Origin of the sequence: Corynebacterium tuingiense (genome assembly GCF_046718165.1) — a bacterium.
GTDB lineage: Bacteria > Actinomycetota > Actinomycetes > Mycobacteriales > Mycobacteriaceae > Corynebacterium.
Genome location: NZ_CP177101.1, coordinates 1,478,481 through 1,501,755, shown reverse-complemented (window position 1 = coordinate 1,501,755; position 23,275 = coordinate 1,478,481). Strand labels below are relative to the sequence as shown.

Below are 23,275 nucleotides of genomic sequence, written 5' to 3'. Positions count from 1 at the left end.
ACCAGTTGGCTTAGCGACTGTGGTTCACGACAGTTGCGGCACGCGGAGCTCGCCACGGCGGCGCTGCGCGTTGAAGAATAGTGTGGACTGAAATAAAGGAGAAATACTCATGGCATTGACCACTGAGAAGAAGGCCGAAATCCTCAAGGAGTACGGCCTGCACGAGACCGACACCGGTTCCCCCGAGGCACAGGTTGCCCTGCTGACCTCCCGCATCAATACTTTGACGGAGCACCTGAAGTTTCACAAGCACGATCACCACTCCCGTCGTGGTCTGCTGCTGATGGTTGGTCGTCGTCGTGGCCTGCTGAAGTACTTGGCAGAAAACAACGTGGATCGTTACCGTGATCTGATTTCCCGTCTGGGCCTGCGCCGCTAATTGCGACGCGGCTGCGGCCGAATTTTTCCCCTTGCTCTGCGGCAAGGGGAATTAGTGGTTTTATGCCCTCTTAATCCTTGTAGGGAGCAGGGGCGATTGCGGTTACCGTAGCTCAAAAGTATGGAATCTCTGTTAGAATTTTCACCGTTGTCAAAAACAATGTGGAAAAGGCGGCACCGACGATCGCCTAAAGCACTCAAGGAGAATTACTAGATGAGCGTTCAGAACTCCGTAGAGTTCAATATCGATGAGGAATTCGGTATTACCGAAGCTATCGCCGTCCTCGACAATGGGGATTTTGGCACCCGCACCGTTCGTTTCGAAACCGGCCAGTTGGCCCGTCAGGCAGATGGTTCCGTAACCACGTACCTCGACGATGACACGATGCTGCTGGCCACCACGACCGCCTCGAACCAACCGCGCGAGAACTTTGACTTCTTCCCACTCACCGTGGACGTGGAAGAGCGCATGTACGCAGCCGGCAAGATCCCCGGCTCCTTCTTCCGCCGCGAGGGGCGTCCCTCCACCGAGGCCATCTTGGCCTGCCGCCTCATCGACCGCCCGCTGCGCCCCACCTTTGTCAAGGGCCTGCGCAATGAAGTGCAGGTGGTCATCACCGTCCTATCTCAGGACCCAGAAGAGTACTACGACGTCGTAGCCATCAATGGTGCGTCTGCGGCAACCCAGCTTTCCGGCCTGCCGGTCTCCGGCGCCGTCGGCGGCGTGCGCATGGCGCTCATCGCCGATGACAAGCACCCAGAAGGCCAGTGGGTGGCCTTCCCGAACCACGAGCAGCACGAGCGCGCGCTCTTTGAGATGGTCGTGGCCGGCCGCATCGTTACTAAGGGCGGCAAAGAAGACGTCGCCATCATGATGGTCGAGGCCGGCGCTGGCACCAACGTTGCAGAACGCATTGCCGATGGCGCTCCGGCACCGCAAGAAGCCGCCGTCGCCGAGGGCCTTGAGGCGGCTAAGCCGTTCATTAAGACCCTGTGCGAGGCCCAGAACGGCCTGGCAGAGCGCACCGCCAAGGAGACCCAGGAGTTCTCGCTCTTCCCGGCCTATGAAGACGATGTCTTCGCCGCCGTGGAAAAAGCTGCTTCCAAGAAGTTGGAGAGCTTGCTGACGATCCCGGGCAAGCAGGAGCGCGACGAGGCTACGAATGAACACATGGAGCAGGTCGAACAAGACCTGCTGCCGCAGTTTGCTGACCTGGAAGAGGCAGTGGCCTCCAAGCAGATTCGCGCTGCGTATAACGAGGTTATGAAGAAGATCGTGCGCCGCAAGATCTTGACTGATGGCTTCCGCATCGACGGCCGCGGTCTGACCGATATCCGCGACCTGTCCGTTGAAGTTGACTTGGTCCCACGCGTACATGGTTCTTCCTTGTTCGAGCGCGGTGAGACGCAGATCCTCGGTGTCACCACCCTGGATATGTTGAAGATGGAGCAGCAGATCGATTCTCTTACTCCCATTGAGTCCAAGCGCTACATGCACCACTACAACTTCCCGCCATTTTCTACCGGTGAGACCGGCCGCGTTGGATCGCCTAAGCGCCGCGAAATCGGCCACGGTGCTCTAGCAGAGCGCGCCCTGCTTCCGGTCATCCCGTCGCGCGAGGATTTCCCGTATGCCATCCGCCAGGTCTCTGAGGCGCTCGGCTCCAATGGTTCCACCTCCATGGGTTCTGTCTGCGCGTCCACCCTGTCCCTCTACAACGCGGGTGTTCCGCTTAAGGCGCCGGTAGCCGGCATCGCCATGGGCTTGGTCTCCGGTGAGGTTAAGGGCAAGGAAAAGTTCGTGGCGCTGACGGATATCCTCGGTGCCGAAGACGCCTTCGGCGACATGGACTTCAAGGTTGCGGGTACCTCCGAATTTATTACCGCGCTGCAGCTGGACACGAAGCTCGACGGCATTCCTTCTAAGGTCTTGGCTCAGGCACTCGAGCAGGCCCGCGATGCTCGCGCCACCATTCTGGAAACCATGGCAGAGGTCATCGATTCCCCAGATGAGATGTCTGGCCTGGCCCCGAAGATCACCTCGGTGAAGATTCCCGTCAACAAGATCGGTGAGCTCATCGGACCTAAGGGCAAGACTATCAACCAGATCACCGAAGATACCGGTGCTGATGTCTCGATCGAAGACGATGGCACGGTCTACATCTCTGCGGTCACCGGCGAAGCCGCAGACGCTGCGATTGAAAAGGTTAACTCCATTGCCAACCCGCAGTTGCCCAAGGTGGGCGAGCGCTTCCTCGGCACGGTGGTCAAGACCGTTCCATTCGGCGCCTTCGTTTCCTTGACCCCAGGCCGCGATGGATTGATCCACATCTCCAACCTGGGTGGGGACGAGCGCATCGAGAAGGTCGAAGATGTAGTCAATGTTGGCGATAAGGTACAGGTAGAAATCGCGGATATTGATAACCGCGGCAAGATCTCCCTGGTGCCCGTTGAGGACTAATCCCTCAGGCGCTCTTCAGAGCAATGGCCCTGTTTCCCGAAGATGGTGGGGAAACAGGGCCATTTTCTATGCCTTCGCTATAATCACCTAATTTTGGAAATCGAGCACGAGGCGTTTGGGGTTTTGCAGGAAGGTCACGGAATAAGGCGTTTGTTTCTTTAGCCCGATGATCAACTGCGTTTGCGCCTCGAAGGTGGTGGTGTAGTTGATCTCTTGTACGACACCGGCACCTGGGGTGATGCCAGTATCCATAAACCTTTGTTCTAACTCCGGCGTCGATGGCCACGGGGTGCCCTCGATGCCAAGGTTGAGGAAAGTGGTGCCTTTGACCTCGACCGGAAGCCCCGATGCTTGGTGGGCGGGTTGATCCGTATAGGTAGTAAACCACCCTGCTTCTCCGTCGCCTTCAAGATCAACCACGACGCGGGTAAAAGAGTCATGCGAGGCTACGCGGATCCCGGTGGGAACGAGGCCACCCAGGCCAGGAGGCAGGTGGCGCTGATCCTCGAGGGAGGGCGTGCCCATGCCGCCGAAAGCAGGTTTTGGATCATTACCCTGCGCTTGTTGCTGATGGTGGCTTAAAGGGGCGGTGTCTTCTACCGTCTTGGTTGGGTCATCGGCAGTGGTCGTGGTGGAAGGCTCTGATTTCTTTGCCGCAGACGTGGTCGATTCCGCCGTGGAACTGGTTGATTCCTCCTGCGTAGCGAATGAGGCATCGGCGGCCTCGTCATCGCTGGGGCTAGCGCAAGCAGCCAGCGAGAGCATGCAGCTCATGCCGGCGCCAGCAGCGATAACGCGGGTGAGAGTAGATCGAGACATTCTGACCACTTCCTAGGTTGTCTACCTTGTTGTCTCTTTCAATTCTACCGGTACACAAGTGGCCCAACTGGGGAAGTGATGCAATTGTTGTACAAGGGAAAGTAGCGAAGGCGTGGGCCTAACGCTTCAATTGGACGAGCTGGATGAGGTTACCCACGGTATCGTCAAAGACCGCAATGATGGAGGGGCCAACGTCGGTGGGCTCCATGGTAAAGTCCACGCCCTTGTCCTTGAGTTCGGCGTATTCTTTCTCCACATCCTGCGATAAGAATTGGGTGACCGGGATATTATCCGCCTTCAGCGCCTCGGTGTACGTCTTGGCGGCCGGATGTCCCTTGGGCTCAAGGAGCAATTCAACGCTGCCATCGCCGTCCGCGTTGGCGACCGTAAGCCACCGGAAATCGCCGTGCGTGACGTCATCTTTGACCCGGAAGCCAAGGACATTGACATAAAAATCGTGGGCGCGAGCAACGTCATCTACTGGAACGGAGGCAATATAAATCTGCATGCCGCCCAGTCTAGCAGTGGTATTTTTGCCGTTCGGAGGCTCGCCCGCCGCGGATGGGCGAGCGCGATAGGATGGGAAGGAAACAAAGGTTTAACTCAAAGTTGTTAAGAAAGTGAGGCCCGCAATGGCGATCAAAGTAGGAGTCTTGGGAGCGCAAGGGCGCGTCGGCAAGGCGATTGTTGAAGGCGTTAATGCCGAAGATGATCTAGAGCTTGTAGCGGAAATTAGCCGCGGGGATGACCTGCAGCAATTGGTTGATAATCACGCAGAGGTCATCGTGGACTTCACCCAGCCTGATTCGGTGATGGGAAACCTGGAGTTTTGCATCGCGAACGGCATTCACTGCGTGGTGGGTACCACTGGCTTTGATAAAGAGCGCTTGGACCAGGTGGAGCAGTGGACCCGCCAAGAGGGCGCTGGAAACGTGCTGATCGCTCCGAATTTCGCCATCTCTGCCGTGATGACCATGGTGCTTGCTAAGCAGGCGGCGAAGTTCTTCGAGACCGCAGAGGTCGTGGAATTTCACCACCCCACCAAGCTGGATGCGCCTTCCGGTACCGCCATCCACACCGCAGAGGCCATTGCTCAGGCGCGCCGCGACGCCGAGTTGGGCGAGATGCCGGATGCGACGGAAAAGTCCCTCGAGGGCGCGCGCGGCGCGAATGTAGACGGAATCCCAGTGCATGCCGTGCGTACCCGCGGCATGGTGGCCCACGAAGAGGTTATTTTCGGTGCGCAGGGGCAATCCCTGACCATCCGCCAGGATTCCTACGATCGTTCCTCCTTCACTCCCGGCGTTTTGGTCGGCGTGCGGGAGATTGCGCAGCACTCGGGATTGGTTGTCGGGCTAGACAAGTACCTGGGGCTGTAGCGGTATGGCCACTGCGAGTGAGCTAAATATCCAGCTCATTGCCGCCACCGAGTTTCACCCGCCTCAGGGAACGCAGTGGCGTGCCGATGAGACGGCGACCGATGGCGAGGCCCTCGTCGAATTCGCGGGGCGAGCGTGTTATGAGTCTTTTGACAAGCCCAACCCACGGACCGCGACGAATTCCGCCTACCTGCACCACATCATGGAGGTAGGCCATACGGCGCTATTGGAACACGCCACGGCGACGATGTACATCACGGGGCTCTCGCGCTCAGCCAGCCATGAATTGGTTCGCCACCGGCATTTTTCCTTTTCACAGCTATCCCAGCGCTTTGTGCACCCTAATGAGATGCACGTAGCGCTGCCCAAGCTGGTGGAAGAAGATGAACAATTGCGCCGGTTGGTCATGCAAGCCGTGGATGAAACCCGTTTTGTCTACGATGAGCTGCTAGAGGCCTTGGAAGAAAAGCTGGATGAACCGAATGCGCTGCTGCGAAAGAAGCAGGCGCGGCAGGCGGCGCGCGCGGTATTGCCCAATGCGACGGAAACCAGGCTCGTCGTTACCGGCAATTACCGCGCGTGGCGCCACTTCATTGGGGCGCGGGCGGCCGAGCACGCTGATACGGAATTGCGCGAAGTGGCGGTGGAGTGCTTGAAGCATTTGCAGGAGCAAGCACCAGCGCTTTTCGATGACTTCCATATCACCACGTTGGCCGATGGAACGCAGATGGCCGCAAGCCCTTACGCTTAACACGCGCCACCCCGATGCGGCCAAAAGGTGCCCTAGCGGGTAACCTTGACGGCTATGAGCACAGGTATGACAGCAAAGACTGGCGTTGACACCTTCGGTCGCATTGGCGTCGCCATGGTCACTCCGTTTGATCGTGACGGTGCGCTGGATGTAGAAGCGGGTCGCCGCCTGGCAGCTCATCTCGTAGACAACGGCGTGGATTCACTCATCTTGGGTGGAACGACGGGCGAGTCTCCTACCACGTCCTTGGACGAAAAGTTGGAGCTGCTCAAGGCCGTAAAAGAGGAAGTGGGAGACCGCGTCCGGATTTGTGCGGGCGCCGGAACGAATAACACCGCAACCTCGATTGAGGTTGCCCAAGCTTCCGCCGCCGCAGGAGCCGATAGCTTGCTCGTGGTGACCCCGTATTACTCCAAGCCCTCCCAAAAGGGCGTCTACGAGCATTTTGCCGCAGTTGCTGATTCTACGGATCTGCCGATTTGCGTCTATGACATCCCTGGCCGCTCGGGCATCCCAGTGGCGTCGGATACGCTCCGCCGCCTTGCGGAATTGCCGACTATCCAAGCCGTGAAAGACGCCAAGGGCGATCTTTCCGCGGCCGCAGAACTCATCCAAGAAACCGACTTGGCGTGGTATTCCGGTGATGATCCGATAAATCTGCCGTGGCTATCCCTCGGCGCTTCGGGTTTCATCTCCGTCATCGGCCACGCTGAACCGCGAGCCTTGGTAGAACTCTATGAAGCTTTCGATGCGGGCGATTTGGCCCGCGCGCAAGAAATAAATTATTCAACGCTTCTTCCACTGACCCGCGCTCAGGCGCGGTTGGGCGGAGCGACATTTGCAAAGGAAGCTCTGCGCCTGCAGGGCTTTGAAGTTGGCGATCCCCGCCTTCCTGTTACCGCCGCAAGCGAGGAGGAACGCGAGGTACTTCGCCGTGATTTGGAACAATCTGGAGTCCTTTAAGAATGACTGAACCCCGTAACCGTTCCCGCAAGGTCACCCGTAAGGCGGGTCCACCTTCGGAAACTGAGACCGCCTCCAATGAGGCGGCTTCGCCCGTATTTCAGGCCCCTGCCAATAACGCCGGCACTGCCGGAAATGAGGAGCAGGGCAACTCTGGCAAGAATAACTCTGCCGATAACAAGAACGACGGCGATAACAACGGCCGCCGCTCGCGTTCCCGTGGCGGCCGCGGCCGTGGCCGTGGTGGAAACGGCAATAATGGCAATGGCCAGGGAAATAACCACGGCGGCAATAACAAGATCAACAACGGTGGCAACGGAAAGAACGGCAACGGCAAGGGCCGTGGCCGCAATAACAATAATCGCGGCCGCCGCAATGTGCCGAAGTCGATGCAGGGTGCGGATCTGACCAAGCGCCTGCCGGAACCGCCAAAGCAGGCGAAGGATACCCTGCGCATTTACGCCTTGGGCGGTATTTCCGAAATCGGCCGCAACATGACCGTCTTTGAGTACGGCGATGAGCTGCTCATCATTGACTGCGGCGTGCTCTTCCCATCGTCTGGCGAGCCCGGCGTGGACCTTATCCTGCCGGACTTCGGGCCGATTGAAAAGAAGATCGACAAGGTCAAGGCCCTCGTGGTCACCCACGCCCACGAAGACCACATCGGTGCCATCCCGTGGCTGCTGAAGCTGCGCCCGGATATCCCCATTGTGGCCTCCCGTTTCACCATCGCGCTTATTGCGGCGAAGTGTAAGGAACACCGCCAGAAGCCGAAGTTTGTTGAGGTCAACGAAAAGTCCGACGTGACCTACGGCTGCTTCCGCGTTCGCTTCTGGGCGGTCAACCACTCCGTGCCGGATGCGCTCGGCATCATGCTGGGCACCCCGGCAGGCAATATCATCCACACCGGTGATATCAAGCTGGACCAAACCCCGTTGGACAATCGCCCGACGGACCTTCCGGCGTTGTCTCGTTACGGCGACGAGGGCGTCGACCTCATGCTGTGCGATTCCACCAACGCCACCGTGCCGGGTGTATCCGCCTCGGAGGGCGATATCCCGGCCAACTTCAAGCGCTTGGTAGCTAACGCGAAGCAGCGCGTCATCTTGGCTTCCTTCGCCTCGAACGTCTACCGCGTGCAGGCCGCCATCGACGCCGCTGTGGCCAATGGCCGCAAGGTGGCCTTTAATGGCCGTTCGATGATGCGCAATATGGAAATTGCGGAAAAGATGGGCTTTTTGAAGGTCCCGCGCGGCACCATTATCCCCATCGATGAGGCTGCGAAGATGGCCCCGCACAAGACCATGCTCATTACCACTGGTACGCAGGGTGAGCCGATGGCCGCGCTGTCCCGCATGGCCCGCCGCGAGCACCGGCAGATCACGGTGCGCGATGGCGATACCATCATCTTCTCTTCCTCGCTCATTCCGGGCAACGAAGAGGCCGTCTTCGGCGTTATCAATATGCTGTCCCAGATTGGTGCCAACGTCATCACCAACCAGGACGTCAAGGTCCACGCTTCCGGCCACGGTTACTCCGGCGAGCTGCTCTTCCTGTACAACGCGGCGCGCCCGCGCAATGCCATGCCGGTCCACGGTGAGTGGCGCCACCTGCGCGCCAATAAGGAATTGGCGATTTCCACCGGCGTGGCTCGCGACCGGACGGTCTTGGCGCAAAACGGCGTCGTGGTGGATCTGCGCAAGGGCCGCGCGGAGGTCGTCGGCCAGCTGCAGGTTGGCCACCTCTACGTCGATGGTGTGTCCATGGGCGATGTCGATGCCGATACCTTGGCAGACCGCACCAACTTGGGTGCGGGCGGCGTGGTATCCATTACCTGTGTGATTGATAACCGCACCTCCCGCCTGCTCGAGCACCCGACTGTGGCAACCACCGGTTTCTCCGATGATGACCGCGGTGTTGTGCCCGAGGTGGCGGAGATGGTGGAAAACACCATGAACGATCTCGCCGCAGAGGGCGAGAATGACACCTACCGGATGGTGCAAAAGCTGCGCCGCAAGGTCTCCAAGCTTATGGATTCCAAGTACAAGCGCGAGCCGGTTATTTTGCCCACCATCGTGCCGACGAATTCAGGCATGCTGCTTGCCGATGACGCCGATGTCGACGCCAGCCGCGAGTCCCTGTAGGTTCTCCTACAAAAGGATTTAATTCCGGCATAGTTTCTGTGCCCCAGCATTTCGAGGACCTCGGTATGCTGGGGCACATGTCTTTTCCATCTTCCGAACGCGCCAAGATGGTCGCGCTTTTGCATCAGCTAGGTCCAGACGCCCCCACGCTGTGTGAGGGCTGGACCACGCGCGACTTAGTTGCCCACTTGTGGGTGCGCGAAAACCGTCCCGATGCCGCAGCGGGCATGTTCCTTTCGGTCCTGCAGCCCCACTTGGAAAAGGAATCCGCTAAGGTCGCCCGCCGCGATTTCGATGAGCTTGTCGATGCCTGGGGGAGGGGGCCGGCAAAGTTCAACCCCGCACGTTTTCTCGATGCCCAGCAAAATTTGGGCGAACATTTCATCCACCACGAGGATATCCGCCGCGCCAATGGCCAGACCGAACCCCGCGATTTCTCTGTGGCCGTGCAGAAGAAGCTGCACCGCTTTTTGAAGATCTGGGCCAAATTGAGCCTGCGTAAATCCACCCAGCCGGTGATCCTGCAGCCGGACGGGATGCCGCGCATCGTCGTGGCGGATAAGCACGGGGTAGCCGATCGCGGCGACCGCGTGGTCCGCGTAAGCGGGGAGGTTGGCGAACTCCTCCTGTGGGCATACGGGCGCGATGTCGTACAAGTCACCATCAATGGCGACGAGTCAGCTATCAAGATGTCAACCCTGTAGACTAGAAAAAGCCGCTTTTGCGGCCCGTGCTGCACCTTTTTAGCCCGAACTCGGGACATTTCTCGGTTAACTAGCTCTGCCACGCGTGTGGCGTATGTGATTTGTGGGGTTTTCCGGTTAAGGTAAATGACATGTCTGTCAAAAATGCCTCCTCTCGCGGATCGCGCCGGAACCAGACGCGAGCATCGAAAAGCGCGCCTGGCCGGAAAGCGAATCGGTCGCGGCCGTCTGGCCGCAGCCAGTCCAGCGCCGGTGTGCCAGAGACGCTGGAGATGACCTCGTCTGGGCGCGCGGCAGGAACGACGCAAGAGCGTACGGGGAGTGCATTCCGGGCCGTCGGCAAGGGGCTTGGCTCCGCTTTTGGTGCCACCGCGCGCGGAATGGGCAATGTTGCCCGCGGCCTAGGCAATGGCCTTGCGGGCCTGAAGCCGAGCCAGGATGTAACTGCTGACGGCACGGAGGATTTCGAGAGAACAAGGGAGCCACAGGAAATTTCTGATAGCGCCGGGAAAAAGAAGAAAAGTAAGGTAACTCGCGCGCGCGATATCGCAGCCGAAGAGGAGGCACAGGCTGCCGAGGAGGCAGCGGCTTCCTCGCAGGGCGGGTTGCGAGTCAATAATCCAGATGCGGTTGCCCTGGTGCTCATCGGCGTAGCCATCGTCCTCGCCGCCACCGTGTGGTTTGGCGTCGCCGGCCAGGTGGGTGCCTGGGTGGGAAACCTGGTGCGCTACGTCATCGGCGCCGGCGCGTGGGTACTTCCCATTGCGCTCGTCGCGCTGGCCATTTCGCTCATGATGGAAATGGATGGTCCATCCGGGCGCATTAATCCGCGCATTGCGGGCGGCACGACGATCATCGTGCTGGCGATGCTGAGCCTCATCCACATCTTTGCCGGCAATCCGCCGCTTGGGTTTACCACCGATACTGCGGGCGGGGCCGGCGGTGTCGTCGGCTTTGCCATCGGTGGGATCCTCGATGCCGCGTTTACCTCGTATGTCGCAGTACCCCTGCTCTTCTTGGTCATCATTTACGGCGCGCTGCTGGTTACGGGTATTACCATCCGCGAGGCCTACGAGCTCGTGGCGGATTCGCTGCGCTCGGCATTTTCCCGCTTTGGCGGCAGCGATGCAGAATACGATGATGCGGACGAGGACGATCTCTACGGCCACGTGTCTGGCGATATCGACGATATTGCGCACGGCCGCGAGCGTTCCGAGCGCCCCGCCCCGAAGCGCCGCAGCACGTCTACTCCGCGCAAGACTGGCAGCTCTTATCCAGTGCAGTCGCTTGCCGATGCCCCCGAGGACGACCACACCGTCGCCTTCAACACCCCAGTCCGTGCGGGTTATGAGCCCGTAGACCGCAGCGACGAAGAGTTGGGATACGGCGCGGACTCCCAGGTGGGGGATACCGATGCCTTCCCGGCAGTAGATGGCGCTGACTACGCAGAGGGCTCCGAATCCACCCAACCGGCCCTGCCAGAAAGCGAGCCCACCCGCGTCTTGGGTTCTGCCAGCGTTGGGTCTTCCGTCGGCCGCAAGTCGCGGGCTGCCCGCGCCGCTGGTGCTGGAGCCACTGGAGCCGCTGGCGCCGGTGCTGCCGCTGCTTCTGGTGCGGCTGGTGCCGCGGGCGCAGCCGGCAAGGCCAAGGGCGCTGCTGCCGGTGCTGCTGGAGCTGCCGCCGGAGCCGCTGCCGCTGGTGCCGCCAAGGCCGGTTCCGATGCCGTGTCTTCGGCGCACAAGGAAGCCCGGCGCCTATTCCGCGAGCGCTCTGGGCGCGATGCGGCCACCGGCGCACAGGTGGAATCCACCGCGGCGGCGGAACAGCCTGCCGCACAGCCCCAAGCGCCCGCGCCTGCGCAATTTGGCAACGACAACTATGCGGTGCCCTCTACCGATCTGCTGACCCCAGGCACGCCTGCGAAGGAACGCACCGAGATCAATGACCGCATCATTGAGGCCATTACCGATGTCTTCGAAGAGTTCAACGTCAATGCTCAGGTAACTGGCTTTAGCCGTGGCCCTACGGTGACTCGCTATGAGATTGAGCTTGGACCAGGCGTGAAGGTTTCGAAAATCACGAACCTGCAGTCCAACCTGGCTTATGCCGTGGCTACCGATAACCTGCGCTTGCTCACGCCGATTCCGGGCAAGTCCGCGGTGGGTATTGAGGTTCCTAACCCGGACCGCGAAATGGTCCACCTGCGCGAGGTCTTGGACGCGCCCAGCATGACGTCTTCCCCGGACCCAATGTTGATTGGCTTGGGCAAGGATATTGAGGGCGAATATACGTCCTTTTCTGTGCAGAAGATGCCGCACCTGTTGGTTGCCGGCGCTACTGGTTCCGGTAAGTCCGCGTTTGTGAACTCCATGCTGGTCTCGCTGCTTACCCGCGCCACCCCGGAGCAGGTGCGCCTGATCCTCGTCGATCCAAAGATGGTCGAGCTCACGCCGTATGAAGGCATCCCGCACCTGATTACGCCCATCATCACCCAGCCGAAGAAGGCCGCTGCGGCACTCCAGTGGCTAGTGGAAGAGATGGAGCAGCGGTACATGGATATGAAGGCCGCGCGCGTGCGCAAGATCGAGGACTATAACCGCAAGGTAGTCTCCGGCGAGTACCAGGCACCGGCGGGGTCCGAGCGCGAGGTTCGTCCTTATCCTTATATCGTCTGCGTGGTAGACGAGCTGGCGGACTTGATGATGACCGCCCCAAAGGAAATCGAGGACTCCATCGTCCGCATCACCCAGAAGGCCCGCGCGGCCGGCATCCACTTGGTGCTTGCCACCCAGCGCCCATCCGTCGATGTGGTCACCGGCCTCATCAAGACCAACGTGCCTTCCCGCTTGGCCTTTGCCACCTCGTCCTTGACCGACTCCCGCGTTATCTTGGACCAAGGCGGTGCGGAAAAGCTCATCGGCATGGGTGATGGTCTATTTATCCCGCAGGGCAAGCGCCCAGTGCGCATGCAGGGTGCATTCGTTTCCGATGATGAGGTCATGGATGTTGTCGAGGCCGCCAAATCCCAGGCCGCCCCGAACTACACCGAGGGTGTGACCGAGGAGAAGCAGTCCGAGGCGAAGAAGGAAATCGACGATGACATCGGCAAGGACATGGATGACCTCCTCGAGGCCGTCGAGCTGGTGGTCACCGCTCAGCTGGGTTCCACCTCAATGCTGCAGCGCAAGCTGCGCATCGGTTTTGCCAAGGCGGGCCGCCTGATGGACCTGATGGAATCGCGCGGCGTCGTCGGGCCATCGGAAGGCTCCAAGGCGCGCGAGGTGCTGGTCAAACCGGAAGAGCTCGATACCATCCTGTGGATGATTAAGGGCGCCGATCCTGCCGAGGCTCCCAAGGAAATCCAGGACGAGTTGAACCAGGAAGAAGCAGACGATGATGCGGGCGATTCTGCAGAGTCTGCTACTTCCGATTCCTCCGATGCGCCCAATTCCGATACGCGGACGGTGCAAGCGACCTATAACCCATCGTCCGGGGCATTCTAAGTAGTGTAAGATGGTCACGGTCTTGGAGGGGAGTACCCCACATTCGGCATAGATCGTCAACACGGTAGCTGTGCGCTCCCGGTCGTGTCGGCCCAGCGAGGAATAGCCGCTGGGCGGGGGAGACCTCCGGTCACTTTCTTAAAGTAAATTCGACCGGAGGGATCTCGGATGAACGTCCCATTGTGGGTGTGGCTGGTCACCGGTGCGGTGATTCTAGCCTTTTTTATATTCGACTTTTATTCTCACGTGCGCAGTCCACATGAGCCCACTTTGAAAGAGTCGGGCCTGTGGACCCTTTTCTACATTGCCGTCGCCCTAGTTTTTGGCGGCGTCGTTTGGGCCGTGTGGGGCCATGAGCACGGCATTCAATTCTTTACCGGTTATGTCACAGAGCAAGCGCTTTCCGTGGATAACCTCTTCGTATTCGCGCTCATCATGGGGTCCTTTAAAATCCCACGCAAGTACCAGCAAAAGGTGCTGCTCATCGGCATCATCATCGCCCTCGTATTCCGCTTGGTATTCATCTTGCTGGGCGCGGCGGTTATCGCGGCGTGGTCCGATATTTTCTACCTCTTTGCCATCTTCTTGCTCTACACCGCCATCAAGTTGGTCATCGATGAGATTCGGGACGCGCCGGAGACCAACCCGAACGATATGGCCATCATCAAGCTCGTGCGCAAGGCCGTAGATGTTACCCCGCAGTACCACGGGGATAAGCTCACCCACCGCATGGACGATGGCTCAAAGAAGGGCAAGTTTGCTTTCACACCGCTGTTTGTGGCGCTGGTGTCCATTGGGCTAATCGATGTCATGTTTGCTTTCGATTCCATTCCGGCAATCTATGGCATCACCTCGGAGGCGTTTTTGGTCTTTACCACCAACGCTTTCGCGCTGATGGGTCTGCGCCAAATGTACTTTCTTATCGATGGCCTCTTGGACCGCCTTGTCTACCTGCCTTACGGCCTGGGCATCATCCTGGGCTTCATCGGCGTCAAGCTGCTTTTCCACGCTTTGCACGAGAATAACCTGCCGTTTATCAATGGTGGCGACAATATCGAATCTGTGCCGGAAATCTCCACCATCGGCTCGCTGGTGGTCATCGTTGGAGTCTTGGTCATCACGGTTGTTGCATCGGTTATCAAGAACATGCGCGATAAAACCCAAGGCGCAGTGGCTGTATCCCACAACCACTACGACTGGGATGAGGAAGGAAATAAGATCGTGCGCAATACGCGCGGCGATTACCTGGGCAGGGCCGAGGATCTGTCCAAGGAAGACCTACCCAACTAGTGGGGAGCCTAGAAGCGGGCTTTAACCGGATTCCACTCGCGGAAGCTGCGGCCCTGGAGGCAGCCTTCTTGATAGAAGGGATCTTCGTTCATCAGCTGGATGACATCGGTCACTTGGGTGTCATCATTGTCAAAGCGCACGATGATGAGCGCGCCTCCTTGGGAATCCGTGAACGGTCCTGAGGCCACGATGGTGCCCTCATCAAACAGCTTCCCAGTGAACTCGCGGTGGGCCGGGCGGACCTTCGCTATCTCTGGGTTGGCCGGGTTGTATTCGTAATTGACTGCAAAATATTTCATACCGGACAGTATAAATTCTCGGGGGAGTGTGCCGCGAGACCATAACCTTAGCGGGTAGTATGTATAGGGTGAATCAACCCGGAGCACAGTCAGCGCAGTCCTCGGATGTGAATCCGCAGGTCTCTAATTGGAATCTGCCGAATGTCCTTACCTGCCTGCGTATCGTTTTCATTCCGGTCTTTGCATGGCTGGTCATCGGTGGCCACCAGTGGTGGTCTTTTGGCGTCTTTGCCGCCTTAATGCTCACGGATAAGCTCGATGGCGATATTGCCCGCGCCCGCGGGTTGATTACCGATTTTGGCAAGATTGCCGACCCCATTGCTGATAAAGCGCTCATGACCACAGCGCTTGTCTGCCTCAATATCGTCGATCAGCTTTCGGTCTGGGTCACCGTCATTATTCTGATTCGCGAATTCGGCATCACCATCTGGCGCATGGCCCTGCTGCGCCGCGGAAAAGTCGTCCCAGCCTCTAAAGGCGGCAAGCTAAAGACCGTCCTGCAGTCTTTCGCCGTGGGCCTATACTTGTGGCCGCTTCCCGCGTGGATGGATATTCCTACCTCCTTCATCATGTGGATGGCCGTCGTGGTAACGGTCGTTACCGGCGTGCAGTATCTCATCGATGGACAGAAGCAAAATAGCTAAACGCAATGACCTTTACAGAATCTGACCTCGTTGCCTTATTAACAGAGCGCCACGAAACCTTGGCCTTCTGCGAGTCGCTGACTGCCGGCCTAGCCAGCGCTACCATCGCTTCGGTGCCTGGAGCATCGGCCGTCCTGCGCGGTGGTCTTGTAACCTATGCCACAGAGATCAAGTCCCATTTTTTGGATAAACCAGTTTCCGAGATCGAGCGCGTGGGCGTCGTCTCTGGCGAAACTGCAGTTGATATGGCTCGCGCCGCCGCCGCGGAAACCGAGGCCGATTGGGGGATAGGGCTTACCGGCGTTGCCGGGCCGGATAAACAAGAAGGAAAAGACCCCGGCACGGTATTTTTAGGAATTTATTCCGCCGGCCGCATAGCGCAGTCTTATTGTTTGCGCGACTTGGGCACTGAACGCAACGGCATCAGAAAGGCCACGGTAGGAGCAGCCATCGCCCAACTTGGTGCGGTCATCAAAAATTTTCCTATCAGTGGGGAACAAATTTCATCGAAGGAGCGTTAAAACTTACGATGAACATTTCTACAGCAGTCCTCGACCACTCGGCGCAGACTGCCGCGGAACCTGCGGCAGCGGCACCATCGGCGCCACAACCTGCCCGCGCCCCCGAGCCACTTTTGCGTGAAGCTTTGGGCTTGACCCTGCGTGCATTCCGCGCGGATAAGTCAGTTACCCTGCGCGAATTGGCTAGCGTTGCCCGCGTGTCACCGGGCTACTTGTCGGAGCTTGAGCGGGGCCGCAAGGAAGTTTCTTCTGAGCTACTGGCCTCCGTGTGCCACGCACTTGACGCGTCTGTGTCGGACGTCCTGATTGAGGCTGCCGGTTATATGGCGTTGCCCTCGATGGATGAAGAGCTCGCGCATACCGCGCCGGCTGCTTCTGAGCTTTAACGCGTGCGCGATTCTGAGAAGAATTGCCGCGGTGGATACCTGCGATTAGTGGCGGCAGAGCCCTAGGCGTTGGGTTACTATGAACACGACAACGCGACGCATTACCACATTCCCTAGAAAGGTCTAGAGCATAATGGCGAATCCATTTGTTAAGGGTTGGAAGTACCTGATGGCACTGTTCGATAATAAAATCGAAGAGAACGCCGATCCGAAGGTGCAGATTGAGCAGGCCATCGAAGATGCCCAACGTCAGCACCAAGAGCTTTCGCAGCAAGCGGCGGCGGTCATTGGCAATCAGCGCCAGCTGGAGATGCAACTTAACCGTCGCTTAGCCGAGGTCGAAAAGCTGCAGGGCAATACCCGCCAGGCGCTCGAGCTTGCGGATAAGGCACGCTCCAATGGTGATGAAAACAAGGCCGTGGAGTACGAAAACGCCGCCGAGGCCTTTGCCGCTCAGTTGGTGACCGCAGAAGAGTCTGTGGAGGACACGAAGAAGCTCCACGACCAGGCGTTGCAACAGGCAGAGCAGGCTAAGCGCGCTGTAGAACGCAATAATGCCGCCCTGCGCCAGAAGGTTGATGAGCGTTCGAAGTTGCTATCGCAGCTGGAGCAGGCAAAGATGCAGGAAAAGGTTTCTGAGTCTTTGAACTCCATGAACGAGCTTTCGGCCGGCGGCAACACGCCTTCGCTCGATTCCGTGCGCGATAAGATTGAGCGCCGCTATTCCAAGGCTTTGGGTCAGGCGGAGTTGGCGGAAAATTCTGTCGAAAATCGCATGGCCGAGGTGCAGCAGGCGGGCGTCCAGATGGCCGGCCACTCCCGCTTGGAGCAGATCCGAAGCGAGATGAACTCCACGAAGTCGGTGGAAGGAAACCGCACCCAGGCCATCGAGGGCAATAAGGCCTCTGGGTCCGCTGCAGACCAGGCAGCGCAGCCGACGCAGCCGACCTCGAATGATGATGCCGTCCAAGCTCGCTTGCGAGAGCTGCGCGGAGAGTAACTCTCTCATCCCGCGCTCTTCATAGCGCTAATTGAAAAATAGCCTCCGATCTTTCCTTTGCCGCGTTGAGCGGTGGGGAAAGTCGGAGGTTTTGTAGCGCAAGCCGGGTATGTGCCTTAGTCGTCTTAGTCACCGACGCCGCGGGCCTGGAGGGCTTCGCCAATGGCCCGAGCACGCCGAATGGAGCGAATGATGACGGGCGTGACAAAGGCTGAGGGGGAGAAGCCAGCGCCGCGAGCCTTCCGGGCATCGAGAACCTCGTAGACCGTTTCGAACATGAGGGGGATGAGGCGGATAGTCAAGGACATCGCCAAGCTGATGTTTTCTACTGGGACGCCGAAACGATTCAGCGGCTGGAGGGATTCTTCCAGCGACTCCATGATGGCGTCGACGGTCGAGGTGAGCGTTAGTAAAAAGGCCAGAATCATGGCCGCCAAGATGTTGAGGAACATCACCGCGGCGTAGTCAAAATCCTTGGCCCACCATTGGAAACCGGCGAGGGGGATGAGGATGACCAGGGGTGGCCAGAGTTGGCTCCAGGCAATTCGTGGGGGGATGCGGGCGATGACATAGGTTAGCGCTGCGGCGATCACCGAACCGCCTGCCCACGGCAGAGAGTTGAAAAATATGCTGGTAACTAGGATAAATACCAGCAAGATGAGTATCTTCCAGCTGGGCTTCATCCGGTGGATTACCGTCGTGCCCGGAACGTACACGGAAAGCGGAATATTGGTTCTGCGTCGGGTCATTAGAGGTGGCTTTCTAAAGTGGCCGCTGCGCCATGAGATCTCTGTAAAAATCGATGACTTCTTGGGGAGCGCCATCGGCGGCAACCTTGTGGTCATCGATGCAGATGACACGGTCGAAATCCGTGAGGAACTCCAGATCGTGAGTAACGACGATGAGCTGCTGGTCAAGCTGCGCGAACTCGCGCTTGATGCGGTCGCGATTGCGGAGATCAAGCAGCGTCGTTGGTTCATCGGCGATGATGAGAACCGGGTCGATGACCAGCACTGCGGCTAAGGCGAGCAATTGCTTTTGTCCACCAGAAAGAGTGTGTGGGGAGCGCTCGGCAAATTCTAAAAGCCCGAATCGTTCCAAGGCGGCGTCTACTCGGGCAGTGCGCTCGTCCTTAGATAGCTTGAAGCGGCGCAGGGAAAAAGCGATGTCATCGCGCACATTGGGCATAACGATCTGATTTTCGGCATCAGAAAAGACGAACCCCACCTTTTCGCGCACCTTTTTGCCCTGCTCGCTGGGATTTATGCCGTCGACAGTGACGGTGCCCGCGGTGGGCTCACCCAGGCCATTGATAAGCCGGGTCAGCGTGGATTTTCCGCCGCCATTTTGACCGATGACGCCGATCCGCTGCTCGCTTAATGAGAGGTTGATGTCATCGAGGACCACCGTCTCATCAAAGGCTACCGTGACCGAGGAAAAGTCGATGGTGGGCACTAGGAGGCCTTCCTACCCATCAGGTCAGGGAATGCGGAGTGAACGCCAACGGCGATGATAACCGCCACGATGAGCTTTGCGGTGTCAACGAGGATGAACGGGCCTTGCGCCGCGATGGCCGGGCCGACCTCCAACCCGGAGCGAAGCATCAAGCCGATCGCGCCACAGGTGTATTGCACGAGAAGGCCTACGATGGCGGCGATAGCGAAAACCACGGTCATGCCGCCCTTTCCGCGCGGGGCGCGGTAGGCAATGGCGCCGGCGGCGATGGGGGAGAGCACATAACCGATGATATATCCCACGGTGGGGCCGGCAAGCGCGCGGAGCGTGGTGCCACCGCCTGCCAAAACGGGCAATGCCAAACCGATAAAGAGGAATAGCAAGCCAACGTAGCCGCCGCGTTTTCCGCCCAAGATGAGGCCGGACAAAATGAGCGCGGCGTTTTGCAAGACGATGGGCACGCCGGCGGTGCCTACGGGGATAGAAACGAAGGCTAAAACGATAACGAGGGCGGTAAATACCGCTACATAGGCAATGGTGGTTGCCACGGAGTTCTTCTGCATGGAAAAAGATTAGCACCTTGGAGAAAAACGCTGTAGACACACCAATTTGAACGACGTTCAAGGAGGCTAATTCTGGAGTCCTGGTAAAAGTTTTGGAAATATTTCCGTGGTGGTGGGTAGGATTGCGCGCATGCGATTGACGGAGTACCACCAACTGGTTGTGGATGAATTTGGCGAATCAAAAGGGGCGTGGATTAGCCATTCGCATGTTTTATCAGAGCTTAATGGAACGCCGGATGAGCTTATCGAACGTGGCGTCGATCCCCGTCGTGTTTGGATAGGGCTGTGCAATGACTTCGATGTTCCCCAAGAACGCCGTCTCGGCGTAGATTACCCAACCTTATAAGGACTCAGAGAAGCCGAAAAGGCGTGTTATTTTCGACATTCGAACAGATGTATGTACTCTAGTTGGGGTGTCGGTGTGGGCGACTACAGTGGGATCGCGATGAGGGCGGAACCATTTAGGGTTCTGCAGCAGTCTAATTAAGTGTTCACGCAGCGTCGTACGAGATAAGGATTTATAACAATGGCAACAAAAAAGAAATCATCCTCCGCCGCAACCAAGGGAGATGACCGCAAGAAGGCGCTAGATGCCGCGATGGCCATGATCGAAAAGGATTATGGCAAGGGCGCCGTCATGCGCTTGGGCGATGATGACCGCCCCCCCATCAAGGCCATTTCTTCTGGCAACACAGCAATCGACGTGGCGCTGGGCATCGGCGGCTTTCCGCGCGGGCGAATTGTGGAAATCTATGGCCCAGAGTCTTCCGGTAAGACGACGGTGGCGTTGCATGCCATTGCCTCAGCGCAAAAAGATGGCGGCATTGCAGCGTTTATCGATGCCGAGCACGCCCTCGACCCCCAATATGCACGTCTGCTAGGCGTCGACACCGATAACCTCCTTGTGTCCCAGCCAGATACCGGTGAGCAGGCCCTGGAAATCGCGGATATGCTGGTGCGCTCCGGCGCCATCGACATTATCGTCGTGGACTCCGTGGCGGCATTGACCCCTAAGGCGGAAATCGAAGGCGAGATGGGCGATAGCCACGTCGGCCTGCAGGCCCGCCTGATGTCCCAAGCCTTGCGCAAGATGACCGGTGCGCTATATAACTCCGGCACCACCGCAATCTTCATTAACCAGCTGCGCGAGAAGATCGGTGTGATGTTCGGCTCCCCGGAGACCACCACCGGTGGTAAAGCGCTGAAGTTCTACTCCTCCGTGCGCTGCGATATCCGCCGTATCCAGACGCTGAAGGATGGCCAAGACGCCATCGGTAACCGCACGAAGCTCAAGGTGGTAAAGAATAAGGTTTCCCCGCCGTTCAAGATCGCCGAGTTCGACATCATGTACGGCGAGGGCATTTCTCGCGAGTCCTCCATCATCGATCTCGGCGTAGAAAACGGTTTCATCCGCAAGTCCGGTTCTTGGTTTACCTACGAAGGCGATCAGCTGGGCCAAGGTAAGGAAAAGGCGCGTTCCTTCTTGAAGGACAACCCTGACCTTGCCAATGAGATCGAAAAGAAGATCTTCCAGAAGCTCGGCATTGGGGAAGAGGCGGCAAATGGTGAAGAAGCTACCGCCATGGATGTCCCCGGCTCCGATGACCCATTGACGGATGAATCCGTAGATTTGGTCCCGAACGTCGACTTCGATGACGACTAGTCCTGTCCACCAACACTCCCACCGCTTAAAACCCGCGCTATGAATCAACCCGCCCCTGAAAAACTAGAGCAACTCCGCCAGGCCCTTGAAGCCTATGAAAAAGGAGAAGCCGGGGGCGGGCTTTTTGATCGGGAGGCCGAAGAGGCTAAATCAAAGGTTCGGTCCCGCGCATTGGGCTTGCTTGACCAGCGTTCGCGGTCCCGCCAGGAATTGTGCGACCGCTTAGTACAAGCCGAATTCGACCCTGAGGTGGTTGACGAGGTCCTCGATGACTTAGCGCATGCGGGCCTCATTAACGATGCCGCCTTTGCCGCCGAATGGGTGCGGCAGCGGCATAAGCGGCGAGGGAAATCGCGCAGCGTCCTCGACCGCGAGCTCCGGGAAAAGGGCGTAAGTCAAGAAGACAGAGACGAAGCCCTTGCCCAAATTGACGCCGCCGATGAAGCGGCAATGGCCCGAGCCTTGGCGGAAAAGAAGGCGCGCAGCGTGAAATCCGTTCCTGTAGATAGGAAGGAACGGGATAAGGCCCTGCGCAGGATCGTGGGCGTATTGGCGCGCCGCGGGTTCAACGAGGGGATGTCCTTAAACATTGCCATTAGTGCCCTCGAGGAACGGTGCGAGGAGCTGTCGTCTCCTTAAATCCGGCGAATGGGGCTTAGTGCCTTGTTGGCTCCATCCTAGTGACTCGCACACGCGCCCCACCCATCGCTGACCCGCGCCCCGACGCGCCGCACTATGCGCCCGATTCCGCCTGCCCGCCTGCACGGGCGCCGAGTCGCGACGGTTATGAGTTGTTCTGGGTGATGGCTAGACTATGCCGACGTGGAGCAGACAATTCCTGAAACCCGTACCTATGAAGTCCGAACCTTCGGCTGCCAGATGAATGTGCACGATTCCGAGCGCATTTCTGGCCTGCTGGAGGAAGCTGGCTACGCGGCCGCAGACGAGGCCACGGAGCCGGATCTCATCGTCTTTAACACGTGCGCTGTCCGTGAAAATGCCGACAAGCGCCTCTACGGCACGCTGGGTGCATTGAAGAAGACAAAGGAGAACCATCCCGGCATGCAAATCGCCGTGGGCGGTTGCCTTGCACAAAAGGATAAGGACACCGTCCTCGACAATGCACCGTGGGTGGATGCCGTCTTCGGAACCCACAATATGGCAGCATTGCCCACCCTCCTTGAGCGCGCCCGCCATAACGAGGAAGCTCAGGTCGAGATCGTCGATTCGCTAGAGGCGTTCCCCTCCGTATTGCCCGCTAAGCGCGAATCCGCCTACGCGGGTTGGGTATCGGTATCCGTGGGTTGCAATAACACCTGTACCTTCTGCATCGTTCCCTCCCTGCGCGGCAAGGAAGAGGACCGCCGGCCGGGCGATATTCTGGCCGAGGTACAGGCACTGGTGGATCAGGGAGTTTCTGAGGTCACCCTCTTGGGCCAAAACGTCAACGCCTATGGCGTGAATTTCGCCGATCCAGAAATGCCACGCGACCGCTTTGCTTTCTCGAAGCTGCTGCGCGAAGTGGGCAAGATCGATGGCCTCGAGCGCCTGCGGTTTACCTCCCCGCACCCGGCGGAATTTACCTCGGATGTCATCGATGCCATGGCGGAAACCCCGGCGGTGTGCCCGCAGTTGCACATGCCGCTGCAGTCCGGCTCGGATAAGGTCTTGAAGGACATGCGCCGTTCCTACCGCACGAAGAAGTTCCTGCGCATCCTCGATGAGGTCCGTGAGAAGATTCCGAACGCGGCGATTACCACCGATATCATCGTTGGTTTCCCGGGCGAGACCGAAGAGGATTTCCAGGCTACCATGGACTTGGTCCGCCGCGCCCGCTTCGCCTCGGCATTTACCTTCCAGTACTCCGCGCGCCCTGGCACCCCTGCGGCGGAGATGGACAACCAGATCCCTAAGGAAGTCGTCCAGGATCGCTTCGAGCGGCTCGTTGCGTTGCAAGATAGCATCCAGGCGGAAGAGAACCAGAAGCTCGTGGGCACTGAGGTGGAGCTCTTGGTCCAGGCAGAGGGCGGACGCAAGAACGATGAGACCCACCGCATGTCGGGTCGAGCCCGCGATGGGCGCCTCGTGCACTTTAGCCCCATTGATGACAACGGCGCGGACATCTCCGCCGAGATTCGCCCCGGCGACGTCGTGCGCACCAAGGTCACGGGTGCAGGCTCGTTCTTCCTGCTTGCCGATGCCGCAGTAGCTGCCCACACCCGCACCAAGGCCGGCGACATGTCGGCAGCAGGCCAAACCCCCACTACCGCTCCGATTGGGGTGGGCTTGGGACTGCCGGGCATCGGCAAGCCTGCTGGCGCTGCTGCAGCGGATTCTTGCGGCTGCTAACCG

23 protein-coding genes are annotated in these 23,275 nt (G+C 58.7%); 17 read left to right on the top strand and 6 right to left on the bottom strand.

Features of this window, described 5'->3' with window-relative positions; translation table 11 throughout:
• Nucleotides 1-109 precede the first annotated feature (109 nt).
• Nucleotides 110-379, top strand: coding sequence for a 30S ribosomal protein S15 (gene rpsO, locus ACLI1T_RS07170; RefSeq protein WP_005278802.1), 270 nt, complete (start codon nucleotides 110-112; stop codon nucleotides 377-379).
• A 213-nt stretch (nucleotides 380-592) separates the two neighbouring features.
• Nucleotides 593-2,839, top strand: coding sequence for a polyribonucleotide nucleotidyltransferase (locus tag ACLI1T_RS07165; RefSeq protein ID WP_411702289.1), 2,247 nt, complete (start codon nucleotides 593-595; stop codon nucleotides 2,837-2,839).
• Between the two features lie 87 nt (nucleotides 2,840-2,926).
• On the opposite strand, the gene ACLI1T_RS07160 is transcribed toward ACLI1T_RS07165, so the two are convergent.
• Nucleotides 2,927-3,658 carry a hypothetical protein gene (locus tag ACLI1T_RS07160; RefSeq protein ID WP_411702288.1) on the bottom strand — a complete coding sequence of 244 codons (732 nt, stop codon included), beginning with the start codon at nucleotides 3,656-3,658 and terminating at the stop codon, nucleotides 2,927-2,929.
• A 118-nt stretch (nucleotides 3,659-3,776) separates the two neighbouring features.
• On the bottom strand, nucleotides 3,777-4,166 hold the full coding sequence (locus ACLI1T_RS07155; RefSeq protein ID WP_349852759.1) for a VOC family protein: 390 nt from the start codon (nucleotides 4,164-4,166) through the stop codon (nucleotides 3,777-3,779).
• 124 nt (nucleotides 4,167-4,290) lie between these two features.
• Between ACLI1T_RS07155 and dapB the strand changes: the two genes are divergently transcribed.
• The 7 genes from dapB (at nucleotide 4,291) to ACLI1T_RS07120 (ending at nucleotide 14,392) form a co-directional block, all read left to right on the top strand.
• Nucleotides 4,291-5,037: a 4-hydroxy-tetrahydrodipicolinate reductase gene (dapB, locus tag ACLI1T_RS07150; protein WP_349852760.1), complete on the top strand. Its 747-nt coding sequence runs from the start codon at nucleotides 4,291-4,293 to the stop codon at nucleotides 5,035-5,037.
• 4 nt (nucleotides 5,038-5,041) lie between these two features.
• Entirely contained in the window at nucleotides 5,042-5,788 is a 747-nt protein-coding gene (gene thyX, locus ACLI1T_RS07145) for an FAD-dependent thymidylate synthase (RefSeq protein WP_239269515.1), read from the top strand.
• 54 nt (nucleotides 5,789-5,842) lie between these two features.
• The gene (gene dapA / locus ACLI1T_RS07140; RefSeq protein WP_411702287.1) at nucleotides 5,843-6,751 is read left to right on the top strand and encodes a 4-hydroxy-tetrahydrodipicolinate synthase; all 909 of its coding nucleotides are present in this window, start codon (nucleotides 5,843-5,845) and stop codon (nucleotides 6,749-6,751) included.
• Between the two features lie 2 nt (nucleotides 6,752-6,753).
• Nucleotides 6,754-8,895, top strand: coding sequence for a ribonuclease J (locus tag ACLI1T_RS07135; RefSeq protein ID WP_349867685.1), 2,142 nt, complete (start codon nucleotides 6,754-6,756; stop codon nucleotides 8,893-8,895).
• Between the two features lie 65 nt (nucleotides 8,896-8,960).
• Nucleotides 8,961-9,599 (top strand): TIGR03085 family metal-binding protein, encoded by a 639-nt coding sequence (locus ACLI1T_RS07130; RefSeq protein ID WP_411703303.1) that lies wholly within the window; start codon nucleotides 8,961-8,963, stop codon nucleotides 9,597-9,599.
• A gap of 272 nt (nucleotides 9,600-9,871) precedes the next feature.
• Complete coding sequence (locus ACLI1T_RS07125; RefSeq protein ID WP_411703302.1) at nucleotides 9,872-13,102, top strand: DNA translocase FtsK 4TM domain-containing protein; 3,231 nt, start codon at nucleotides 9,872-9,874, stop codon at nucleotides 13,100-13,102.
• A 168-nt stretch (nucleotides 13,103-13,270) separates the two neighbouring features.
• Nucleotides 13,271-14,392 (top strand): TerC family protein, encoded by a 1,122-nt coding sequence (locus tag ACLI1T_RS07120; protein ID WP_411702286.1) that lies wholly within the window; start codon nucleotides 13,271-13,273, stop codon nucleotides 14,390-14,392.
• 8 nt (nucleotides 14,393-14,400) lie between these two features.
• Here the strand turns inward: ACLI1T_RS07120 and ACLI1T_RS07115 are convergent, their stop codons facing one another.
• Nucleotides 14,401-14,691 carry a YciI family protein gene (locus tag ACLI1T_RS07115; protein WP_411702285.1) on the bottom strand — a complete coding sequence of 97 codons (291 nt, stop codon included), beginning with the start codon at nucleotides 14,689-14,691 and terminating at the stop codon, nucleotides 14,401-14,403.
• A 59-nt stretch (nucleotides 14,692-14,750) separates the two neighbouring features.
• Here ACLI1T_RS07115 and pgsA point away from each other — a divergent pair, with 59 nt between their 5' ends.
• The 4 genes from pgsA to ACLI1T_RS07095 all read left to right on the top strand — a co-directional run bounded on the left by pgsA (nucleotide 14,751) and on the right by ACLI1T_RS07095 (nucleotide 17,242).
• Nucleotides 14,751-15,335, top strand: a complete 585-nt coding sequence (pgsA, locus tag ACLI1T_RS07110) for a CDP-diacylglycerol--glycerol-3-phosphate 3-phosphatidyltransferase (protein WP_349867693.1) — start codon at nucleotides 14,751-14,753, stop codon at nucleotides 15,333-15,335.
• 5 nt (nucleotides 15,336-15,340) lie between these two features.
• Nucleotides 15,341-15,856 (top strand): nicotinamide-nucleotide amidohydrolase family protein, encoded by a 516-nt coding sequence (locus tag ACLI1T_RS07105; protein ID WP_349852766.1) that lies wholly within the window; start codon nucleotides 15,341-15,343, stop codon nucleotides 15,854-15,856.
• Nucleotides 15,857-15,864: 8 nt separating this feature from the next.
• Complete coding sequence (locus tag ACLI1T_RS07100; protein WP_005278839.1) at nucleotides 15,865-16,242, top strand: helix-turn-helix domain-containing protein; 378 nt, start codon at nucleotides 15,865-15,867, stop codon at nucleotides 16,240-16,242.
• A gap of 133 nt (nucleotides 16,243-16,375) precedes the next feature.
• Nucleotides 16,376-17,242 carry a PspA/IM30 family protein gene (locus ACLI1T_RS07095; protein ID WP_349867697.1) on the top strand — a complete coding sequence of 289 codons (867 nt, stop codon included), beginning with the start codon at nucleotides 16,376-16,378 and terminating at the stop codon, nucleotides 17,240-17,242.
• A 125-nt stretch (nucleotides 17,243-17,367) separates the two neighbouring features.
• Here the strand turns inward: ACLI1T_RS07095 and ACLI1T_RS07090 are convergent, their stop codons facing one another.
• Genes ACLI1T_RS07090 through ACLI1T_RS07080 form a run of 3 tightly spaced genes read right to left on the bottom strand, consistent with a single transcriptional unit; the run spans nucleotide 17,368 to nucleotide 19,260 of the window.
• Nucleotides 17,368-17,991 carry an energy-coupling factor transporter transmembrane component T family protein gene (locus ACLI1T_RS07090; RefSeq protein WP_411702284.1) on the bottom strand — a complete coding sequence of 208 codons (624 nt, stop codon included), beginning with the start codon at nucleotides 17,989-17,991 and terminating at the stop codon, nucleotides 17,368-17,370.
• Nucleotides 17,992-18,004: 13 nt separating this feature from the next.
• Nucleotides 18,005-18,697 (bottom strand): energy-coupling factor ABC transporter ATP-binding protein, encoded by a 693-nt coding sequence (locus tag ACLI1T_RS07085; RefSeq protein WP_411702283.1) that lies wholly within the window; start codon nucleotides 18,695-18,697, stop codon nucleotides 18,005-18,007.
• Complete coding sequence (locus ACLI1T_RS07080) at nucleotides 18,697-19,260, bottom strand: biotin transporter BioY (RefSeq protein ID WP_411702282.1); 564 nt, start codon at nucleotides 19,258-19,260, stop codon at nucleotides 18,697-18,699. Before ACLI1T_RS07080 ends, ACLI1T_RS07085 begins: the two co-directional genes overlap by 1 nt.
• Nucleotides 19,261-19,390: 130 nt before the next feature.
• On the opposite strand from ACLI1T_RS07080, the gene ACLI1T_RS07075 reads away from it, so the two are divergent.
• From ACLI1T_RS07075 to miaB, 4 genes are all read left to right on the top strand, one after another.
• On the top strand, nucleotides 19,391-19,606 hold the full coding sequence (locus ACLI1T_RS07075; RefSeq protein ID WP_023028888.1) for a DUF3046 domain-containing protein: 216 nt from the start codon (nucleotides 19,391-19,393) through the stop codon (nucleotides 19,604-19,606).
• Nucleotides 19,607-19,786: 180 nt separating this feature from the next.
• Nucleotides 19,787-20,923, top strand: coding sequence for a recombinase RecA (gene recA, locus ACLI1T_RS07070; protein ID WP_023030598.1), 1,137 nt, complete (start codon nucleotides 19,787-19,789; stop codon nucleotides 20,921-20,923).
• Between the two features lie 39 nt (nucleotides 20,924-20,962).
• The gene (gene recX, locus ACLI1T_RS07065; RefSeq protein WP_411702281.1) at nucleotides 20,963-21,562 is read left to right on the top strand and encodes a recombination regulator RecX; all 600 of its coding nucleotides are present in this window, start codon (nucleotides 20,963-20,965) and stop codon (nucleotides 21,560-21,562) included.
• A 183-nt stretch (nucleotides 21,563-21,745) separates the two neighbouring features.
• The gene (gene miaB, locus ACLI1T_RS07060; protein WP_349867707.1) at nucleotides 21,746-23,272 is read left to right on the top strand and encodes a tRNA (N6-isopentenyl adenosine(37)-C2)-methylthiotransferase MiaB; all 1,527 of its coding nucleotides are present in this window, start codon (nucleotides 21,746-21,748) and stop codon (nucleotides 23,270-23,272) included.
• Nucleotides 23,273-23,275 lie beyond the last annotated feature (3 nt).

Excerpts from the sequence above, each read along its gene's own strand:
- rpsO (WP_005278802.1), top strand. The coding sequence starts at position 110 with ATGGCATTGACCACTGAGAAGAAGGCCGAAATCCTCAAGGAGTACGGC.
- ACLI1T_RS07165 (WP_411702289.1), top strand. The coding sequence starts at position 593 with ATGAGCGTTCAGAACTCCGTAGAGTTCAATATCGATGAGGAATTCGGT.
- ACLI1T_RS07160 (WP_411702288.1), bottom strand. The coding sequence starts at position 3,658 with ATGTCTCGATCTACTCTCACCCGCGTTATCGCTGCTGGCGCCGGCATG.
- ACLI1T_RS07155 (WP_349852759.1), bottom strand. The coding sequence starts at position 4,166 with ATGCAGATTTATATTGCCTCCGTTCCAGTAGATGACGTTGCTCGCGCC.
- dapB (WP_349852760.1), top strand. The coding sequence starts at position 4,291 with ATGGCGATCAAAGTAGGAGTCTTGGGAGCGCAAGGGCGCGTCGGCAAG.
- thyX (WP_239269515.1), top strand. The coding sequence starts at position 5,042 with ATGGCCACTGCGAGTGAGCTAAATATCCAGCTCATTGCCGCCACCGAG.
- dapA (WP_411702287.1), top strand. The coding sequence starts at position 5,843 with ATGAGCACAGGTATGACAGCAAAGACTGGCGTTGACACCTTCGGTCGC.
- ACLI1T_RS07135 (WP_349867685.1), top strand. The coding sequence starts at position 6,754 with ATGACTGAACCCCGTAACCGTTCCCGCAAGGTCACCCGTAAGGCGGGT.
- ACLI1T_RS07130 (WP_411703303.1), top strand. The coding sequence starts at position 8,961 with ATGCTGGGGCACATGTCTTTTCCATCTTCCGAACGCGCCAAGATGGTC.
- ACLI1T_RS07125 (WP_411703302.1), top strand. The coding sequence starts at position 9,872 with ATGACCTCGTCTGGGCGCGCGGCAGGAACGACGCAAGAGCGTACGGGG.
- ACLI1T_RS07120 (WP_411702286.1), top strand. The coding sequence starts at position 13,271 with ATGAACGTCCCATTGTGGGTGTGGCTGGTCACCGGTGCGGTGATTCTA.
- ACLI1T_RS07115 (WP_411702285.1), bottom strand. The coding sequence starts at position 14,691 with ATGAAATATTTTGCAGTCAATTACGAATACAACCCGGCCAACCCAGAG.
- pgsA (WP_349867693.1), top strand. The coding sequence starts at position 14,751 with ATGTATAGGGTGAATCAACCCGGAGCACAGTCAGCGCAGTCCTCGGAT.
- ACLI1T_RS07105 (WP_349852766.1), top strand. The coding sequence starts at position 15,341 with ATGACCTTTACAGAATCTGACCTCGTTGCCTTATTAACAGAGCGCCAC.
- ACLI1T_RS07100 (WP_005278839.1), top strand. The coding sequence starts at position 15,865 with ATGAACATTTCTACAGCAGTCCTCGACCACTCGGCGCAGACTGCCGCG.
- ACLI1T_RS07095 (WP_349867697.1), top strand. The coding sequence starts at position 16,376 with ATGGCGAATCCATTTGTTAAGGGTTGGAAGTACCTGATGGCACTGTTC.
- ACLI1T_RS07090 (WP_411702284.1), bottom strand. The coding sequence starts at position 17,991 with ATGACCCGACGCAGAACCAATATTCCGCTTTCCGTGTACGTTCCGGGC.
- ACLI1T_RS07080 (WP_411702282.1), bottom strand. The coding sequence starts at position 19,260 with ATGCAGAAGAACTCCGTGGCAACCACCATTGCCTATGTAGCGGTATTT.
- ACLI1T_RS07075 (WP_023028888.1), top strand. The coding sequence starts at position 19,391 with ATGCGATTGACGGAGTACCACCAACTGGTTGTGGATGAATTTGGCGAA.
- recA (WP_023030598.1), top strand. The coding sequence starts at position 19,787 with ATGGCAACAAAAAAGAAATCATCCTCCGCCGCAACCAAGGGAGATGAC.
- recX (WP_411702281.1), top strand. The coding sequence starts at position 20,963 with ATGAATCAACCCGCCCCTGAAAAACTAGAGCAACTCCGCCAGGCCCTT.